Below are 17,230 nucleotides of genomic sequence, written 5' to 3' on the forward strand. Positions count from 1 at the left end.
TTATTCAACACGTAACTGATTGATAGACGATGCTGTCTGGGCTCGCGACCGCACTCGCACTCCCACCGACCCGGGTATTCGCTCTCGTGGTGGGGTATCTTCTCGCCGGACTGTTCGGCGCGGGCCTCGCGACGTACGCTTTCCGCCGCCGTCGAGCCGAGCCTTCGGTGCGGGCGTTCGGGTATCTCGCGCTCGTGGCGACGCTCGTCTGCCTCGCGCTCTCGGCGCGGATGCTCTCCACCACGCTCGAGACCAAACTCCTCTGGAACACCGTCACGTACGTCGGCTGGGGAGCAATCGGGCCGCTCATCCTCCTGTTCGTTCTCCGCTACGTTGACGCCGGGAGCGACGTCTCCCGTCGGACGCTCGCCGGGCTCGCAGTCGTCCCCGCTGTGACCCTCGTGCTCGTCGCCACGACGCAGTTCCACAGCATCCACTACGCCGATGTCGGCCTCCGGTACGTCGACGGCTGGCCCATCGCGCGACTCGAGGTGGGGACGTGGTTCTGGGTGTTCTGGATCTACGAGTACGGCCTCTGCGTACTTGGCGCGGGCGTCCTCCTTCACTACGCACGCGACGCCGCAGGCGCGTTCCGGACACAGGCAGTCGCGCTCGTCGTCGCGCTGCTGCTCATGCTGTCCGCGAACCTCGCGTTCCTCGTGTTCGGGTTGGCGCCCTTCCCGGGGGCGGACCTGACGCCGTTCGGCATCGCCGCGGGATTACTCGTCGTCGGTGCCGCCGTCTTCCACGTCGGCTTCATCGACGTCGTCCCCGTCGCGCGCGAACGCGTGTTCGAAGCCCTCGACGACCCGGTCGTCGTCGTCAACCGGAACGGTATCGTCGTGGACGCCAACGCCGCTGCGGACTGCCTCCTCGATGCGTCACAGCCACTCGCACCGGCCCGGGACGTACTGCCCCCCGAAGTCCTCGACAGCGGGCTGCTCGAGGACGATGTGGAGGAAAGCGAAGTGGAGTTGGCAGGCGATACCGACACGTGGTATCTCGTTCGGCGGCACCCGGTCGGTGAGGGGGCGTTCGCGCTCATCTTCACCGACGTGACCGAACGCCGGGTACGTGAACAGCGGCTCGAAGAGTTCGCGTCGGTACTGAGCCACGACGTCAGGAACCCGCTCGCCGTCGCGGACGGTCACCTGGCCCTCGCCCGCGACTCCGACGACCCCGGGCCACACATCGAGGCGACCCAGCGGGCCGTCGACCGCATCGGCCGAATCGTCGACGACCTGCTCACGGTTGCCGAGGACGGCGGCTCCGTGACTGACCCCGAACCCATCGACCTCGCAACCGTCGCTGAAGCGGCCTGGAGTTCTGTCGACACTGGGGACGCACAGCTATCTGTCGTCGACACGATGGTTATCGAGGCTGACTTCGACCGCCTGCAGCGAGCTCTCGAAAACCTCTTTCGAAACAGCGTCGACCACGGGGCGACGGTCCACCGACCATCGACACAGCCGACACGCAACGGCGACCCAGTCACCGTGACCGTCGGCACGACCCCCGACGGCTTCTACGTCGCCGACGACGGGCCCGGCATCCCCGAGGCGTCACGAGAGCTAGTGTTCGACCGGGGGTACACGACCGGCGGTGACGGCGTCGGCCTCGGACTGACGATCGTCGCGGGCGTGGCCGACGCCCACGGCTGGTCAGTGGAAGCGACGGAGGGTGAGGCAGGTGGGGCCCGCTTCGTGTTTCGTACTCAGCGGTCCGTAGTGGCCCAGGAACAGTCCTGACATTTGTAGCCGGTGACGAACTCCGTCACCGACGGCATGTAGCCGACGGAGATTACGTCGCCCCCACAGTCGGGGCAGTCGCGGTCGGCGTCCTCGATGCCCTCGGTGTCCATCACGGCCTCTCCCTCGATGAGTTCGGCGAGCTTGCCGGGGGTGACCATCCGCCCTTCGACGACACGGTTCTCGGCCATAGCGACACGCCGCGGTGAAAACGGGTAAGCGTTGTCCTCTGTCCCAACAGTCAGGAGTCGCCGAAGTTCACAGCCACGGCGCGCAGTCTGCGACCGCTCGCCGCGCGAATCGCGTCACGAACCACTCACAGCCACGGCGCGCGGTCGCCGTCCGTCACGCCGGGCGTCCCACGCGAGTCGTCGTCGTCGTTGTCTTCGTACGCCTCGTCCACGTCGACCGGCTCGGGGTCCTCGGCAGCGTCCGCTTCCCCACCGTCGGGGACTGCGCCGGTCGCCGTCTCGACGGGCGCAGGGTCATCGTTGTCGCTGGGGTCGAGCGCGAGTAGCGACGTGATGGCGAGCACGGCGAGGGCGATCGGGACGTTCGTCTGGATGATACCGAGGATGCTCAGCGGTAGTACGCCGAGCGCGACGGCGCTCCCGAAACGGAAGCGGTCGATGTCGACGTTGCCCCGAAGCCACGGACCCAGCAGCGCCACCGACAGCGCGAAGCCGACACCGACGCCGGCGGCAGCGACACCCCGGGCGACGAGCATCGGGTCGGCGACGAAGGGGTCGCCGAACGCGAGTCCGCTCGGATCGAACGAGGCGATGAGCCCCAGCCCGACGATGACGCCGGGCGAGGGGAGGTACTCACCGACGGTTGCGGACGCCGTCTTCGCCGCGATTGCGAGGATGACGAGCGCCGCGAACCGCTCGAAGACGGGCATGTTCAGCATCTCCGCGATGGTCGGGGCGATGGCCGCTTCCAGCGCCGCCAGCGCCATCAGTGGGATGCCGACGAGGAGGATGGTCACGACCTGTTCGCGGCGGGTCCCCTCCATGTCGGCGAGGACGACGGCGAGGGTGGCGGAGCCGCCGAAGACGAGTAGCCCCACCTCGAGGATTCCGAGGACGCTCCCGACGGCTCCAGCGAGGATGAGCGCAGGGAAGATGCCATCGACGAGTGGCAGCGCCATCACCGTCGCGAGGAGCTTCGTGCCTTCACCCACAGACCGCTCTAGGCGGAGTGCTATCGGGTGTCTGGACGTACTCATCGGTCAGAGACGTTGGCGATACCCCGTCGCCGATGGGTGGTGTCCTCCGCGATACTCGGGTGCGGGCCGGATCCCGAGCCAGTCGAGGGCGAAGTTCTCCGCTTTATTGAGCGCCTCCATCGCAAATGTAAATGTAATGCCGGAGTCCAGGCTCGACTGACCGGCAATACGGTTCGCGATGGGACTTGCGGAGTCCATATCAGCAATATTTGTCGACCGAATCATAAGCGTTGTGTGAGGGGTGTCCGCACACACCGGAGAATCGGCCGAGTTCGTGAGAAAGCGTCACAGATATCTAGGCGTTACCGGCAGGGGACTGGACGAACGTACACCACCGGCGGCGAATGGTGGTCGGTGTTGTACGATGGTCGGAGATGGACATCGGTGGGTCGGGTCGGCCGAGTCGCTCCCCCACGGCGTACGCCACGCGGCCACACGCCCCGTAGCGCACCGGTTCTCGGAACGTTTTTCACCCGAGCGTTCACACCGTTTATATGGAGGACGACCAGCCGTTTTCGGAGAAGCTCCGTGTGCCGGAGGCGCTGACGTTCGACGACGTACTTCTACGACCCAAGGAGTCACGCGTCGAGCCCGACGAAGCCGACACGGCGACACGTGTCTCGCGAAACGTCACGCTCAACATCCCGGTGCTCTCGGCGGCGATGGACACCGTCACCGAGGCGGACCTCGCCATCGAGATGGCCCGCCAGGGGGGTCTCGGGGTGCTGCATCGCAACATGGACGTCGAGGAGACCGCCGCGCACGTCGAGCAGGTGAAGCGCGCGGACGAACTCATCATCCGTGACGTCGTGACCGCCGCGCCGGAGATGACCGTCGAGGAGGTCGACGCGATGATGGGCCGCGCCGGCGTCTCCGGAGCGCCCGTCGTCGACAGCGACGGCGAGGTGCTCGGTATCATCTCGGGAACCGACATCCGCCCACTGCTCGGAATCCGCTCTGACGACCCGGTCGAGGATGCGATGACCGACGAGGTCGTCACCGCGAGCGAGGACATCGAGGCGCGCGAGGCCCTCGAGTTGATGTACGAGCACAAAATCGAGCGCGTCCCCATCGTCGACGAGGACAACCGGCTCACCGGCCTCGTCACGATGCGCGGCATCCTCTCCCGCCGCGAGTACGACGACGCCGCACGCGACGAGGAGGGGCGACTCATCGCTGGCGTCGCCGTCGGCCCGTTCGAGATGGACCGCGCTCGCGCGGCGGACGACGCCGGCGCGGACGTGCTGTTCATCGACTGTGCGCACGCACACAACCTGAACGTGCTCGACTCGGCGCGCGACATCAAAGCCGAAGTCGAGGCGGACGTCGTCGTCGGCAACATCGGCACGCGCGAGGCGGCCGAAGCCGCCGTCGACTTCGCCGACGGCCTGAAGGTCGGTATCGGCCCCGGCTCCATCTGTACCACGCGCGTCGTCTCGGGCGCCGGCATGCCCCAGATTTCCGCGGTCGCCGAGGTCGCGGACGTCGCCCAGCGCCAGGACGTGCCGGTCATCGCCGACGGTGGCATCCGCTACTCCGGTGACGCCATCAAGGCAATCGCCGCGGGCGCCGACGCCGTCATGCTCGGCTCCTTCTTCGCCGGGACCGACGAGGCACCGGGCCGCGTCATCACCATGAACGGCAAGAAGTACAAGCAGTACCGCGGGATGGGCTCCGTCGGCGCGATGAGCGAGGGCGGCGGCGACCGCTACCTCAAGGACGCCGAGGAGGACGACGACTTCGTCCCGGAGGGTGTGGAGGCCGCAACGCCGTACAAGGGGTCGCTCGAATCGGAACTCCACCAGCTCGTCGGCGGGATGCGCTCGGGAATGGGCTACGTGGGCGCCGACTCGATCCCCGCGTTCAAGGAGCGCGCCGAGTTCGTCCGCGTCTCCTCGGCCGGCCAGACCGAGGGCCACCCGCACGACGTGATGATCACGGACGAGGCACCGAACTACTCGCCCAGCGAGTAAGCCTCGCAACGGCGGCTCGTCACCAGTCCATCCCCGTCACCATCCGGCGTCGGCGTTCATACAGTCCCGACTGCAGTAGCCCATCTTCGCCGTCCGCGCACTGTCGTGCGCTTCGAACATCCACCCACAGTGTTTGCATTTGTTCGACTGCAAACTCATATCGCGCTCATCCACGGCCGTTGGCAAAAGTGCTGTGGGAGTGTGTGACACACGTCCGACCGACCGCATTCGCTGCCCAGCACCGACGCCAGCGTGGCCGCCCCCGGTCGAAGCCGTGCCCAGAGTTATGCCGGTCGACGTACACTCGAGAGCGTGTCGACGCAGCCGCACTCAGCCGCGAACGGACCGATGGGACTCCTCGCCGGCGCCGCGATCGTGCTCGTGGGGAACCTCGTCCCGCTGTTCGGCGTCGTCGAGTTCGGCTGGAGTCTCACCGCCCTGCTCGTCGTCTACTGGCTCGAATCCGGGCTGGTGGGTGTGCTCACCGTTCCCCGAATCCTGGTCGCGGGCATCGACGCACCGCTCGACGACCTCCCGCCAGCGGAACGCAACACGGCCGATGCGTGGTTCTTCGTCGTCCACTACGGCCTGTTCTGGGTCGTCCACGGGGTGTTCGTCGGCGTGTTCGTCCTCTGGCTCGGCGTCCCCACGCTCCCAGGGCTCACCACCGTCGTCCTCGGCGCCGGCAGCCTCCTCGTCGCCCACCTCGGGGCAACCGCCGGCTACCTCCTGAACGACCACTACCGGCTGGCGGACCCCGACGCCGAGTTCTTCCGGCCGTACCCCCGCGTCCTCGCACTCCACTTCACCGTCGTCTTCGGGAGCATCGCCGTCGCCACGCTCGGAGCACCGCTCGTGCTCGTCGCAATCCTCGTCGGTGTGAAGACGGTCGCGGACCTCCTCGCGTTCGCGTACGACCGCTCGAAGGCGCGCACGACGAGGATCACGTCGCTTTCCTGACCCCGGCGAGCACCCACGCTAGCCACGCCGCCCGACCGCCCGACCAGCTAACGAAGAACACGAACAGCGCGAGCTCCGGAGTGATGATAGACGGTCCGGCGAGAGGGATTTGAACCACGGTCGCTCACTGCGTTCGCTCCCTGGTTCAAATCCTCGTGCCCGCACAGCCGCTCGCGGGCCGCGAGCACACGTTACGCGGTGCTCGCTGAGTTGCTCGCGGTAGAAGCGGGCCGAGAGGGATTTGAACCCTCGACCGACTGGTTAAGAGCCAGTCGCTCTCCCTGGCTGAGCTATCGGCCCTCAGCAATTTCGGGTAGCGGAGGCCGTTGCATATAGCTTGCGTTTCGACGCCCCCGTGCGATTCTGTCACGGGCGCGACGAGGTGGGCAGTTTAAGTTACCGCGCGCCGCACGACGAAGTATCCATGAGCGGTATCTCGATGGCGTCGATGTCCACCTACGCTATTCTCGGGTGTGGGAGCGTCGGACACGCGGTCGCCGAAGAGCTCGTCGACGAGGGGAAAGACGTCCTCATCCTCGACAAGGACGAGGGCCGGGTCGAGGCGCTCCGCGACCAGGACCTCGACGCGCGCACGGCCGACATCGCCGAGGAGGGGGTCGTCGACCTGCTGGAGGACCGCGACGTCCTGCTCATCCTCTCGTCCGACGTCGAGGCGAACAAGGCGGCCGTCGACAACATCCGCGCGCGCGGTGGCGACCAGTTCATCGTCGTCCGCGCCTCGGACCCGGTCACCGCCGACGAACTCACCGAACTCGGCGTCGACGTGGTCATCAACCCCTCGGCGGTCATCGCCGACTCCGCACTCCGCGCGCTGGAGACCGGGGAACTCGAGTACAAGGCCGAACAGCTCGCGGGCGTCATCGACTCCACGGAGCGACGAATGGCCATCTTCGCACACCGCTCGCCCGACCCCGACTCCATCGCGAGCGCGGTTGCCTTGCAGGCCATCGCCGCTTCCCGTGGCATCGAGGCCGACATCGTCTACGAGGGTGAAATCGGCCATCAGGAGAACCGGGCGTTCGTCAACCTGTTCGGCATCGACCTGCTGACGCTGGATGAAGTCGAGATCGACGACTACGACACCATCGCGCTGGTCGACCACGCGAAGGCCTCGATTCCCGAAATCGACGCCGACATCGACATCTTCATCGACCACTACGAGCCGGAGGAGGACTACGACGCCCGGTTCATGGACGTTCGCCCGAACGTCTCGTCGACCTCGACCATCCTCACGAAGTACATCCAGGAGTTCGACCTCAACCTCGACGAGGACGTCGCCACCGCCCTGCTCTACGGTATCCGCGCGGAAACCCTCGACTTCAAGCGGGACACGACGCCTGCAGACCTCACTGCGGCAGCCTATCTCTATCCGTTCGCGGACCACGACACGCTCGAACAGGTCGAGTCGCCGTCGATGAGTCCCGAGACGCTCGACGTGCTCGCCGAGGCCATCCGAAACCGCGACGTAAAGGGGAGTCACCTCGTCTCGAACGCCGGATTCATCCGCGACCGTGACGCGCTCTCGCAGGCCGCCCAGCACCTCCTCAACCTCGAAGGCATCACGACGACGGCGGTGTTCGCGCTCGCGGACGACACCATCTATCTCGCCGCACGCTCGAAGGACATCCGGATGAACATCGGTGCGGTCCTCGAGGACGCCTTCGGGGGCATCGGCGAGGTCGTCGGCCACTCGACGGACGCCTCCGCGGAGATTCCCCTCGGCATCTTCACCGGGATCGAGACGAGCGAGGACAACCGCGAGACGCTGCTCTCGCTCGTCGAGGAGGCCGTCCGCACCAAGCTGTTCGAGGCGATGGGCGTCGAGTCCGGCGGCGAGTCCGGTAACGGCAGTTAATCAGTTCCGCCCTGCGGCGAACCTTTAGGTACTGTCCACGCCGAGCACCGCGAATGCGCGTGGACGTCCCCGGCGGCTCCCTCGACATCGACGAGAGCTATCTCGATGCAACACCCGAGACGGTTCGCCAGCAGGTTCGTGAGTACGCGCGCGGCGACCGGCACACCTTCGACGTCGGCGTCCGCTATCCCGATGATTTCACCGGCCAGGTGATGCGAGCGATGGCTGCCATCCCACACGGCGAGACGCGGACGTACGGCGACATCGCCGCGGCCGTCGACTCCGGCGCAGTCGCGGTTGGTGGTGGGTGTGGCCGCAATCCGATTCCGCTGGTCGTGCCCTGCCACCGCGTCGTCGCAGCGGACTCCATCGGCGGCTTCTCGGCGGCGGGCGGCGCCGAGCTGAAGCAGTCGCTACTCGAACACGAAGGGGCACTAGACACACAGACGAACCTCGAACGGTTCTGACCGATAATCAGGCGGCTGCTTCGTCATCTTCGCCGTCCTTGATGCGCTCGATGACGTCGTTGACGAGGATGACGTCGCCGACGGCGCGGACCCAGCGGTACGGGAGGATGACGCCACGAGAGCTCTTCGCGCGCTCGTCGAACAGGCTGTGGTTGAGCTCCGTCAGCGCGAGGCCGGTGACGACTTCGTTGTCGAGGTCGAGGCGCAGGTCCTCGACCTGTCCGACGAACACCCCGTTGTTCGAGTAGACCTCGCGGCCGACGATAGACGTGATCTCCTGGGGAACGTCCTGGTTCATACGCCGAGGGTGGGTCGGCCCGTTCTTAATCCTGCCGGCCCTGTCTGACGTGTGTCACGCGGATTCGGCCCGTTCGTCCAGCGCGGCACCGAACGCATCCAGCGCCGCGGCCATCGACTCGGTGTCGCGACCGAGTGCGACGCGGAACGCCTCGCTTTCCTCGAAGAACCGCCCGGGCACGACCAGCACGTCGCGGTCGGCTGCGAGGTCGTGGACCGCGTCCCCATCCAGTTCCTCGTGGAACAGCAGCGCGTACGGACAGCCGTCAGCGACGACCCCCGAGAGGTCCGGGCGCGCGGCGACGAACTGCCGGAGCAGGTCATGGTTCGACGCGGCGAGCCCTCGCGACCTGGCTGCGAGTTCGGTGTCGTTCGCGAGCGCGCGTCGAGCAAGCGCCCGCGAGGGCTCGGCGACCGCGCTCAGATGGCGCTGCACCTGCGTCGCACGCTCGACGAAGGGGGCGTCGGCGATGAGCCACCCGATACGCAGCCCGCCGAGTCCGAGGAACTTCGTCAGCGAGCCTGTGACGATACTGCCTTCGAGTCCAGCCGCACAGGGAACGTCCGAGTCATCGCTGACTCCGTAGGGCGCGTACACCTCGTCGACGAGTAACCGCGCGCCGTGGTCGTGCACCCGCTCGGCGACCACCCGGAGGCCGTCCCGACTCGTCGAGACGCCCGTCGGGTTGTGGCGGTTCGTCACGGACACGAGGACGGTGTCGTCGACGAGTGCGGCAGCGACACGGTCGGGATCGAGCGTCCAGACGTCCTCGCGGGTCCGGCGGAACCGGTCGACGTTCGCGCCGAGCGCGCGTGGGGTGGCCCACATCGGCTCGTAGCCCGGGCGTTCGACGAGTGCCGTCTCGCCGTCGCCGAGTGCAGTCGCTGCGACGATGAAGTTCGCCGCGCTCGCCCCAGCTGTTACCAGTACCTGCTCGGGTTCGACATCGTAGCGGTCTGCCACCAGCGACTCGACAGTCGCGTCTGCAGGTACGTCGAAGCCGTCGAGCGCGGACGGGACGATGGCCCCATCGGGCGTCGGGCGGAGATCACTGGATGCGAGGTCGTGTGCCGCGGCGTCGGGTCGCCCCTCGATCCAGGCGAGGTAGTCGATGTCGGGGAACACGGGTCGACTTCGACCCGCTCCGGATTCAACGTTCCGAACGGTCGACCGGCATCCCGTCGCGCCAGTACCGCTCGAACTGCTGGCGGGCAACCTCGACGGCCTCCGGGTGGCTGGTCTCGATGCGGCCGCGCAGCCCGTCGTCCGTGTAGACTAGATAGTGCAGCGAGGTGGTGTCGTCGACTGTGACGAGTCCGAGGCTGTACCCCGGGTGGCTCTCGAGCTGACGCAGCAGCAGCCGGCCTGTCGCGAACAGTTCGTCGAGGACGTCGCTGTAACGCCCGACGAGTCGCTTCGTCACCGACTGACTCGCAGCCAGTCGAACCTCGACCCCGTCGTCGAGGACGGTCGACCGCAGCCCGTCGACGTAGTTCGGCCCCAGCGCGGTCATGAGATGGTCGACGCGCTGGGCCTCCTGCGCGTGGTCCAGATACGACTCGGCGGGTCGGTACGGCGCAGTCCGGTCGGTAAGGGTCACTTCTGCGCCCCGCAGTGCCGCCGCGTCGATGTCCGTCTCCAGCGACAGCACCGACAGCAGTGGGATCGTCTCGAACACGCCGTCGACGCGCTCGCGGAACTGCTCGTACTCGTCGAACAGAAGCCGGCCCGCGAGCGTCAGTCGAAAGCCTCCGTCGGTCCGCTCTCCCAGCTCTGCGGACTCCAGTTCCCGGATGCAGCGGTCGACGGTCGACCGAGAGATGTCGAGCGACCGAACCAGCTCCGGCTTCGAGTGAGCACCCTCTCGGAGCAGCGAGATGAGTGGCTCGCGCCGGCTGAACAAAGGCAGCACCGAGACGGGATACTCGCTCATACCGACCCCACCTACCTCCGCCCCTGCGTTAATTGTTCGGGTTGCATCACGATTCAATTTAAACCGACACAAGCTTGATATACAAGAAGTCACTACCCGAGGAGCCGGTCAGAGGGTGACCTAAAGACCTCTCCCTGCATCGTTCGGATGCCGGGGTGCCTCTGACATCCGGCATGGGGGTGGTTTTGCCCGGATCACCCCCTTCTCTGGCCGTGAGGGTGCCCGCCCGCACCCTCACGGCTGATCTCTCACTCCCGAGCCTGCGTGCCGGTCGTGTGTTCATCGGCCACGACCCCGATGCCGTTAACAGGCTAGGCCCTGTACGAAGGGTATGAGCGAGACAGACGACGAACTCGATTCTATCCGAGAACAGAAGCGCAAAGAACTCGAAGATAAGGCCAGCAAGCCGGAAACGCCGGACACCCCGATTCACGTCGAGGGGCAGTCGCACCTCGACCAGTTGGTCGCGGACCACGATGTCGTGCTCGTCGACTTCTACGCGGATTGGTGCGGACCGTGCAAGATGCTCGAGCCGACCATCGAGACGCTCGCAGCCGAGTCCGACGCCGTGATGGCGAAGGTCGACATCGACGCCCACCAGGCGCTCGCCCAACAGTACCGCGTCCAGGGCGTCCCGACGCTCTACCTGTTCGCCAACGGCGAGCCGGTCGAGCAGATGGTCGGCGTCCAGGACAAGGGGACGCTCGAACAGAAGATCGCCGCCGCGAGCGCCTGAGCCCGAGCTACCAGTTCCCTGAGATGGGATAGGTCGGTTCACCGCCGGTGAGCACCTGCGCCACGTCGCTCGCGACGGTGTTCGCACACTCCTGAATCGCCGCTTCCGAGTACCACGCGACGTGTGGCGTGTAGATGACGTTCGGGTGGTCGGTCGGGAGTTCCGTCGGTGGTTCCTCGGGAAGCACGTCGAGCCCTGCGCCCGCGATGTCGCCAGCGTCGAGCGCCGCAGCTAGCGCGTCGGCGTCGACGACCGCCCCTCGGCCGACGTTGACGAGGACGGCCGACCGCTTCATCAGTGAGAGGGCGTCCCGGTCGAGGAGGCCACGAGTCTCGGCCGTCAGCGGGGCGAACACCGCCAGCAGGTCGCTTCGCCGAAGCAGCGACTCCAGTTCGACGCGCTCGACGCCGTACTCTGTGGCGACCGCGTGGTCGACGTACGGGTCGTACGCGAGCAGGTCGAGGTCGAACCCCTCGACCAGTTCGGCGAGCCGCTGTGCCGTCGCCCCGAAGGAGACGAACCCGAGCGTCGCGTCGGAGAGTCGCGTCGTCGGAACGCCAGGCGTGCGCGACCACGACCCGGCGCGGACGGCGCCATCGTGAGGGCGGAGCTTCCGCCACGCCGAAAGGAGCAACGAGAGTGCGTGTGTCGCCACTTCCTCGACGCAGTACGTGGGGTCGTGGACGACGGGAATGCCGTACTCGCGGGCGGCCTCGAGGTCGATGGCGTCGACGCCGATACCAGCCCGGGCCACGACACGAATCGGCGTCTCGGTGAACACGCGCTCGGTGACGGGGGTCCCCGCGTCGACGACGACGGCGTCCGCCTCCATCGTCGAGGCTGCCTCGACGAGTGTCGCCTCCGAACCCCCCTCGACGAAGCGCACGTCGGCGTCGAACCCCTGCCACGTGAACGACTCCGGTAGCACGTCCGCCGTCTTCTCGTCGGTGGACACCACCCGGTGTGACATACCGGCACGTCGTGGGGCGCCCACTTAACCGCCACCGGTGTTCGCCCCTGTGAGTCCCCGCCGAAGCCGTCGCTCGCCTCGCGACAGTCGAAGAACCGCGCCGTGTTCCGAACCGGGTGGAGGGGGTGTGCACCCCTCTCGCGTGACACTACGGAGCCGAAGGCTCCACCCCCAGTTCGTCCCCCGGGAGTATCAACCCACCAGTCGATGTATTTGTCCGTCCAGTGCGTAGAGGGGGCTATGTACGACACCATCCTGGTGCCGACAGACGGGAGCGAGGTCTCGGAACGTGCCGCACAGGAGGCGTTCGGTCTCGCGAGCGAGCTCGGCGCGTCGGTCCACGTGCTGTTCGTCATCGACGAGTCGGCGTCGTCGTTCCTCCTCACCACTGAAACGATGTCGAGCGTCCTCGAAGAGCTCCGCGAGACGGGAGAGGAAGCGACCGAAGCGGCGGCCGCGTTCGCCGAGGACGTCCCAGTCGAGACTGCCGTCGTCCGCGGGATGAACATCCACGGCACTATCGTCGACTACGCCGAAGACCACGGCGTCGATCTCGTGGTGATGGGCACCCATGGACGCCACGGTGTCGAACACATCGTCGGGTCGACGACCCAGCGCGTGCTCACGAGCACGTCGATTCCGGTGCTGGTCGTCGGCGAGAAGGGGGCGTGAGCTACGACTCGTCTTCGGCCTCGTCGTGGACCGGGAGCAGCGCGTCGAGGTCGGCGTAGTCGGCCAACAGGTCGCGCATCACGGTCACGGTCCGCTCGTCCCGGGTTCGGCCCGACCGGACGAGCTCCTCGGCACGGTCGATGCTCGTCAGGGTATCCGACCCCACGAGCAGGACGGGCACGCCGGCCTCCTCCGCGCGGCCGATGACGGCTCCCGGCGGCCGGAACCCACCCGTGAGCAGCAGACACTTCACGCCAGGCGCGTCGAGCGCGACGGTCTGTATCTCGGTGCGGTCCCCGCCCGTAATCATCGCGGCGTCGCGAGTGCGGCGGAACTGGGTGAGCGCCTCGCTCGCGCCCATCGCCCCGACGACGAACCGCTCGATGAAGACGTCGGTGGGTGCATCGTCGGTCAGCACCTCCGCGCCGAGTTCGCGAGCTAGCTCCGCGACCGTGATGCCCGCGAGCTCCTGTTTCTGCGGGAGCGTCCCGAACACCCGGACCCCACGTCCCTCGACGAACGGCACCACGTCGGTCGCGAGTTCGTCGAACGCCGCGTCCGGCACGGCGTTGAACAGCACGCCCGCGAGCCGGTCGCCGAGCAGGTCCGCGGCGGCGAGTACGTCGTCGACGTCACTCGGCTGTCGGTAGCGGGTGACGAGAACGACCTCCGCGTCGAGCAGTTCGGCCACGTCCGCGTCGGTCAGGTCGATGATGCCACCGGTGGTGAGTGCACCGCCGCCCTCGAGGACCATCCGGTCGCGGTCGGCGGCGAGCGCCTCGAAGCTCTCTCGCACGCGCTCACCGACGGCATCGGGGTCCTCGCGGCCACGAATCGCCTCCTGGACGAACGTCGGCGAGTAGACGACCGGTTCGAGGTCGTGCATCTCGGCGTCGAGGTCGAGCAGTTCACGCGCGAGCATCGGGTCCTGGTCGAGCGTCTTGCCGACGGCCGACTGCAGTCGCGTGCCCTTTGGCTTCATGTAGCCGACCGCCTCGCCGCGCTCCTTGGCCGCGAGCGCCAGCGCCAGCGCCACGGCCGTCTTGCCTGTGCTCTCCGCCGTCGAGGTGACGAGTACCGGTTTCATAGCTTCTCGGGGTCGATAGTGAGTCGTACGTCGATCGCCACGGCACCCTCGGGCCGGGCGACGAGCGGGTTCACGTCCAGTTCGAGTATCGCGGGGAAGTCGGTGACGAGCTGTGAGAGCCGCTGGAGCGTCTCCACGATGGCCCCCTCGTCGACCGACGGTCGGCCGCGGGCTCCCCGGAGGAGGGGCGCGGCGTCGATGTCGTCGAGCATCGACTCGACCTCGGGCTCGGAGACCGGCGCGACGCGGACGGTGGTGTCCTCGAGCACTTCGACGAAGATGCCACCGAGGCCGAACAGCAGCAGCGGCCCGAACTGCGGGTCACGGTTCGCTCCGATGATGGTCTCGACGCCGTCGTCGGTGTCGACGAGCTCCTGTACCTGCACCCCCAGGACGGTCGCGTCGGGCTGGTAGTTCCTCGCCCGCGTGACGAGGTCCTCGTAGGCGTCGCCGGCTTCGTCCGCCGGGACGCCGACCTTCACGCCGCCGATGTCCGACTTGTGGAGGATGTCGGGCGAGACGATTTTCATCGCGACCTCGTCGCCGATGTCGTGGGCCGCTCGCACCGCGTCCTCCCGGGAGTCGACGATCTCGCCCGCTGGCGTCGGAATCCCGTAGGCGTCGAGCAGTCCCATCGCCTCCACGCCGAGTCGGTTCTCGCCGCGGTCGGCCGCGTGTTCGAGCACGGCTCGGGCGGCCTCCTGGTCCACGTCGAATTCGCGGGGGGGCTCGTAGGTGGTCGCTCGAACCTCGCGATAGCGTCGCAGCGCGTCGAGCGCGCCGACCGCCCGCGCGGGGTCGAAGTAGTTCGGGATCCCCGCAGCGGCCAGCTGTCGCGCCGGCTCGCGAGTCGCACCCCCGCCCATCAACACCGAGGCGACCGGGAGGTCGGCGTCCTGCTGTACCTCGATGATGGTCTCGGCGAGGTCTTCGTAGGCGAGCACGGCGGTGGGACAGGAGACGACGACCGCACAGCCGACGTTCGGGTCCGAGAGAACGATCTCGAGCGCCTCGCGGAACCGGTCGACGCTCGCGTCGCCGATGACGTCGACGGGGTTGTAGACGTTCGCATTGTCCGGGAGCGACTCGGTGAGTGCCTCGTGTGTCTCCTCGGTGAACGAGGCGAGCGACAGGTCGCTGTCGCCCACGGCGTCGGTCGCCATCACGCCCGGTCCGCCAGCGTTGGTGACGATGGCGACACCGTCTGCGTCGGGAATCGGCTGCCCCGCGAGGATACCGCCGAAGTCGAACAGCTCCTGGACGGAGTCGGCTCGGAGGACGCCCGCCTGCTCGAGCCCGGCCTCGTAGGCGGCTTCGCTGCCGGCGATTGCGCCCGTATGCGAGGCGGCGGCGTGTGCGCCCGCTTCGGTGCGTCCGGACTTCACCACCACGACGGGTGTGTCGCGAGTCACCTCGCGGGCAGTCCGGATGAACTCGGCGCCGTCCTCGATGCTCTCGAGGTAGCCGAGGACCACGTCCGTCTCCGGGTCGTCGCCCCACGCGCGGACGAAGTCACGCTCGTCCATCACGGCCTTGTTGCCGAGCGAGACCACGTCCTTGAATCCGATGTCGTGGTCGGTCGCCCAGTCGAGGACCGCGGTGATGAACGCCCCCGACTGGCTCATGAAGGAGACGTTGCCGGGGGCTGCCATCGTCGGGCCGAACGTCGCGTTCAGCCCTTTCGTGGTCGAGATGATGCCGAGACAGTTCGGGCCGACGAGGTTGATGTCGTACGCGTCGGCGACCGATGCGAGCTCCCGCTCGCGGGCGGTTCCCTCGGCGCCGGCCTCGCTGAATCCGGCGGTGATGACGACCACGTCTCGGACGCCGGCCTCGCCGGCCTCGCGGACAACATCGACGGCGAGTGCCGGAGGAACGACGACGATTACGAGGTCGGCGTCCGCGGCGGCGACGCTGTCCAAACAGGACAGACCGAACACCTCGTCGCGGGTCGGGTTCACCGGGACCACCTCACCGTCGAAGTCGTCGAGCAGGTTCCGGACCACCGCGCGCCCAACTGAGCCGTCGCGCTCCGTCGCACCGACCACGGCGACGCGGTCGGGTGCGAACAGGGTCTCCAGCGCCATCCCCTGAATCGACACCACCCGGCCCGATAAAGCTGGCGCGAACCGGAACCGTTTCACGCCAACAGGGGACAGCCAGTACATGAACTTCGGGCTCCTCGTCACTGCCGCGTTGCTCGGCGTCACGCACGCCGCCGAGCCCGACCACGTCGCCGGCGTCGTCGGACTCACTGGTGACACCGCGCGGTCGAACGCGGCGGTCGTCGGCGCCTGCTTCGCCACCGGTCACGCCGTGCTCGTCGTGGTCTGGCTGGGGCTCGCCACGCTCGTCTTCGACCGACTCCCCGCACTCACCAGTGCGTTCGGCGCGACGGCCCTCGGTGCGGTCCTGCTCTTCACGGGTGGGTTGCTCGCGGCCGACGCTCTCCGGAGTCGTCAGACCGACGGCCACGCACACGCACACCCGGTCCTCGCACGTACGGACGGCGGGACGCGACGACTGCTAGCGTTCGGGATCGTTGGGGCGCTGTTCACCCTTTCGCCACCCCTGACGATGCTGGGGTTCGTGACCGCTGTGGTGCCGACCGCAGGGGCAGGTGGGGCGTGGCTCGCCGTCGCAGCCTACGCGGTCGCCATCGTCCTCGCCATGTCGACCATCGGTGCCGTCGGGAGCACTGCGGTCCGCTGGCTCGGCGGTCGGAACGAGCGCTACGCCGTCGCCGGCAAACTGGTCGCCGCGCTGGTCCTCGTCTCCCTCGGCATCTCGACGCTGGTCTAATCCTCTTTCACGTCGGCCGCCGTCCCGCCCGACAGCTCCCGAAGCTGGTCCGGCGAGAGCGGGAACACCGCTTCCGGCGTTCCGGCCGCGGCCCACACCTCGTCGAACGACAGCAGCGTCTCGTCGAGCAGTACCGGCACCGATGTCTCGTGGCAGAACGGCGGGACGCCACCGATGGACCAGCCGAGTACGGCCTTGATGTCGCCCGCATCGGCCATTTCCACCTGCTGGACGTCGAGCAAGTCAGCCACCTTCTCGAGGTCGACCCGATTGGCGCCGCTCGTCACGACGACTGCGAGCCCATCGTCGGTGTCGACCGCGATGCTCGATGCGATCTGTGCCACGTCACAACTGATGGCCGCGGCCGCGTCCGCGGCGGTCTTCGTCCCCTCCGGAAACTCGTGGACTTCCGGGTCGAATCCGTGACGGTCGCGGGCGGCGCGTCGGAACTCCACTGCGCGCTGGTGCATGGGCGTCGGC

The 17,230-nt window shown here is 67.6% G+C and carries 18 protein-coding genes and 1 tRNA gene; 8 read left to right on the forward strand and 11 right to left on the reverse strand.

The window, feature by feature from the left end:
• Positions 1 to 29: 29 nt before the first annotated feature.
• Positions 30 to 1,748, forward strand: coding sequence for a sensor histidine kinase (locus tag NL126_RS17110; RefSeq protein WP_255196097.1), 1,719 nt, complete (start codon positions 30 to 32; stop codon positions 1,746 to 1,748).
• Here NL126_RS17110 and NL126_RS17115 read toward each other — a convergent pair.
• The 3 genes from NL126_RS17115 to NL126_RS22190 all read right to left on the reverse strand — a co-directional run bounded on the left by NL126_RS17115 (position 1,715) and on the right by NL126_RS22190 (position 3,201).
• Positions 1,715 to 1,939 carry a DUF5795 family protein gene (locus NL126_RS17115; protein WP_255196098.1) on the reverse strand — a complete coding sequence of 75 codons (225 nt, stop codon included), beginning with the start codon at positions 1,937 to 1,939 and terminating at the stop codon, positions 1,715 to 1,717. The two genes, NL126_RS17110 and NL126_RS17115, sit on opposite strands and share 34 nt — an antisense overlap.
• Positions 1,940 to 2,064: 125 nt before the next feature.
• A complete protein-coding gene (locus NL126_RS17120) occupies positions 2,065 to 2,976 on the reverse strand; it encodes a DUF5794 domain-containing protein (protein WP_255196099.1) in 912 nt (303 codons plus the stop codon).
• A gap of 3 nt (positions 2,977 to 2,979) precedes the next feature.
• Entirely contained in the window at positions 2,980 to 3,201 is a 222-nt protein-coding gene (locus NL126_RS22190) for a DUF8099 family protein (protein ID WP_491536950.1), read from the reverse strand.
• Between the two features lie 269 nt (positions 3,202 to 3,470).
• Between NL126_RS22190 and guaB the strand changes: the two genes are divergently transcribed.
• Positions 3,471 to 4,949, forward strand: a complete 1,479-nt coding sequence (gene guaB, locus NL126_RS17125) for an IMP dehydrogenase (protein WP_255196100.1) — start codon at positions 3,471 to 3,473, stop codon at positions 4,947 to 4,949.
• Positions 4,950 to 5,261: 312 nt separating this feature from the next.
• On the forward strand, positions 5,262 to 5,909 hold the full coding sequence (locus NL126_RS17130) for a DUF6498-containing protein (protein ID WP_255196101.1): 648 nt from the start codon (positions 5,262 to 5,264) through the stop codon (positions 5,907 to 5,909).
• Positions 5,910 to 6,135: 226 nt separating this feature from the next.
• On the opposite strand, the gene NL126_RS17135 is transcribed toward NL126_RS17130, so the two are convergent.
• A tRNA-Lys gene (locus tag NL126_RS17135) sits at positions 6,136 to 6,209 on the reverse strand.
• Positions 6,210 to 6,333: 124 nt separating this feature from the next.
• On the opposite strand from NL126_RS17135, the gene NL126_RS17140 reads away from it, so the two are divergent.
• Positions 6,334 to 7,785 carry a DHH family phosphoesterase gene (locus tag NL126_RS17140; RefSeq protein ID WP_255196102.1) on the forward strand — a complete coding sequence of 484 codons (1,452 nt, stop codon included), beginning with the start codon at positions 6,334 to 6,336 and terminating at the stop codon, positions 7,783 to 7,785.
• A gap of 53 nt (positions 7,786 to 7,838) precedes the next feature.
• The gene (locus tag NL126_RS17145; RefSeq protein WP_255196103.1) at positions 7,839 to 8,252 is read left to right on the forward strand and encodes a methylated-DNA--[protein]-cysteine S-methyltransferase; all 414 of its coding nucleotides are present in this window, start codon (positions 7,839 to 7,841) and stop codon (positions 8,250 to 8,252) included.
• A 7-nt stretch (positions 8,253 to 8,259) separates the two neighbouring features.
• Here NL126_RS17145 and NL126_RS17150 read toward each other — a convergent pair whose 3' ends face one another.
• From NL126_RS17150 to NL126_RS17160, 3 genes are read right to left on the reverse strand one after another with little or no spacing between them, the layout of a single operon-like run.
• Positions 8,260 to 8,550: a PRC-barrel domain-containing protein gene (locus NL126_RS17150; protein WP_255196104.1), complete on the reverse strand. Its 291-nt coding sequence runs from the start codon at positions 8,548 to 8,550 to the stop codon at positions 8,260 to 8,262.
• A 54-nt stretch (positions 8,551 to 8,604) separates the two neighbouring features.
• Entirely contained in the window at positions 8,605 to 9,675 is a 1,071-nt protein-coding gene (locus NL126_RS17155) for a pyridoxal phosphate-dependent aminotransferase (protein ID WP_255196105.1), read from the reverse strand.
• A gap of 25 nt (positions 9,676 to 9,700) precedes the next feature.
• Complete coding sequence (locus NL126_RS17160) at positions 9,701 to 10,483, reverse strand: helix-turn-helix transcriptional regulator (protein WP_255196106.1); 783 nt, start codon at positions 10,481 to 10,483, stop codon at positions 9,701 to 9,703.
• Positions 10,484 to 10,814: 331 nt separating this feature from the next.
• Here NL126_RS17160 and trxA point away from each other — a divergent pair, with 331 nt between their 5' ends.
• Positions 10,815 to 11,219 (forward strand): thioredoxin, encoded by a 405-nt coding sequence (gene trxA, locus NL126_RS17165; protein WP_255196107.1) that lies wholly within the window; start codon positions 10,815 to 10,817, stop codon positions 11,217 to 11,219.
• A 7-nt stretch (positions 11,220 to 11,226) separates the two neighbouring features.
• Here trxA and NL126_RS17170 read toward each other — a convergent pair whose 3' ends face one another.
• Positions 11,227 to 12,189: a C-terminal binding protein gene (locus NL126_RS17170; protein WP_255196108.1), complete on the reverse strand. Its 963-nt coding sequence runs from the start codon at positions 12,187 to 12,189 to the stop codon at positions 11,227 to 11,229.
• A gap of 240 nt (positions 12,190 to 12,429) precedes the next feature.
• Between NL126_RS17170 and NL126_RS17175 the strand changes: the two genes are divergently transcribed.
• Positions 12,430 to 12,861, forward strand: a complete 432-nt coding sequence (locus NL126_RS17175; protein ID WP_255196109.1) for a universal stress protein — start codon at positions 12,430 to 12,432, stop codon at positions 12,859 to 12,861.
• Position 12,862: 1 nt separating this feature from the next.
• Here the strand turns inward: NL126_RS17175 and NL126_RS17180 are convergent, their stop codons facing one another.
• Complete coding sequence (locus tag NL126_RS17180) at positions 12,863 to 13,948, reverse strand: phosphotransacetylase family protein (protein WP_255196110.1); 1,086 nt, start codon at positions 13,946 to 13,948, stop codon at positions 12,863 to 12,865.
• Entirely contained in the window at positions 13,945 to 16,035 is a 2,091-nt protein-coding gene (locus NL126_RS17185) for an acetate--CoA ligase family protein (RefSeq protein WP_255196111.1), read from the reverse strand. Before NL126_RS17185 ends, NL126_RS17180 begins: the two co-directional genes overlap by 4 nt.
• A 79-nt stretch (positions 16,036 to 16,114) precedes the next feature.
• Here NL126_RS17185 and NL126_RS17190 point away from each other — a divergent pair, with 79 nt between their 5' ends.
• Entirely contained in the window at positions 16,115 to 16,750 is a 636-nt protein-coding gene (locus NL126_RS17190; protein WP_255196112.1) for a hypothetical protein, read from the forward strand.
• Here the strand turns inward: NL126_RS17190 and NL126_RS17195 are convergent.
• A complete protein-coding gene (locus tag NL126_RS17195) occupies positions 16,747 to 17,220 on the reverse strand; it encodes a YbaK/EbsC family protein (protein ID WP_255196113.1) in 474 nt (157 codons plus the stop codon). The genes NL126_RS17190 and NL126_RS17195 overlap by 4 nt on opposite strands.
• Positions 17,221 to 17,230: the final 10 nt, after the last annotated feature.

The organism is Halorarius litoreus (genome assembly GCF_024362405.1).
Classification (GTDB): Archaea; Halobacteriota; Halobacteria; order Halobacteriales; family Haloarculaceae; genus Halorarius; species Halorarius litoreus.

Bases quoted from the DNA above. Each gene is read 5' to 3' on its own strand.
- NL126_RS17110 (WP_255196097.1), top strand. From the start codon at position 30: ATGCTGTCTGGGCTCGCGACCGCACTCGCACTCCCACCGACCCGGGTA.
- NL126_RS17115 (WP_255196098.1), bottom strand. From the start codon at position 1,939: ATGGCCGAGAACCGTGTCGTCGAAGGGCGGATGGTCACCCCCGGCAAG.
- NL126_RS17120 (WP_255196099.1), bottom strand. From the start codon at position 2,976: ATGAGTACGTCCAGACACCCGATAGCACTCCGCCTAGAGCGGTCTGTG.
- NL126_RS22190 (WP_491536950.1), bottom strand. From the start codon at position 3,201: ATGATTCGGTCGACAAATATTGCTGATATGGACTCCGCAAGTCCCATC.
- guaB (WP_255196100.1), top strand. From the start codon at position 3,471: ATGGAGGACGACCAGCCGTTTTCGGAGAAGCTCCGTGTGCCGGAGGCG.
- NL126_RS17140 (WP_255196102.1), top strand. From the start codon at position 6,334: ATGAGCGGTATCTCGATGGCGTCGATGTCCACCTACGCTATTCTCGGG.
- NL126_RS17145 (WP_255196103.1), top strand. From the start codon at position 7,839: ATGCGCGTGGACGTCCCCGGCGGCTCCCTCGACATCGACGAGAGCTAT.
- NL126_RS17150 (WP_255196104.1), bottom strand. From the start codon at position 8,550: ATGAACCAGGACGTTCCCCAGGAGATCACGTCTATCGTCGGCCGCGAG.
- NL126_RS17160 (WP_255196106.1), bottom strand. From the start codon at position 10,483: ATGAGCGAGTATCCCGTCTCGGTGCTGCCTTTGTTCAGCCGGCGCGAG.
- trxA (WP_255196107.1), top strand. From the start codon at position 10,815: ATGAGCGAGACAGACGACGAACTCGATTCTATCCGAGAACAGAAGCGC.
- NL126_RS17170 (WP_255196108.1), bottom strand. From the start codon at position 12,189: ATGTCACACCGGGTGGTGTCCACCGACGAGAAGACGGCGGACGTGCTA.
- NL126_RS17175 (WP_255196109.1), top strand. From the start codon at position 12,430: ATGTACGACACCATCCTGGTGCCGACAGACGGGAGCGAGGTCTCGGAA.
- NL126_RS17180 (WP_255196110.1), bottom strand. From the start codon at position 13,948: ATGAAACCGGTACTCGTCACCTCGACGGCGGAGAGCACAGGCAAGACG.
- NL126_RS17185 (WP_255196111.1), bottom strand. From the start codon at position 16,035: ATGGCGCTGGAGACCCTGTTCGCACCCGACCGCGTCGCCGTGGTCGGT.
- NL126_RS17190 (WP_255196112.1), top strand. From the start codon at position 16,115: ATGAACTTCGGGCTCCTCGTCACTGCCGCGTTGCTCGGCGTCACGCAC.
- NL126_RS17195 (WP_255196113.1), bottom strand. From the start codon at position 17,220: ATGCACCAGCGCGCAGTGGAGTTCCGACGCGCCGCCCGCGACCGTCAC.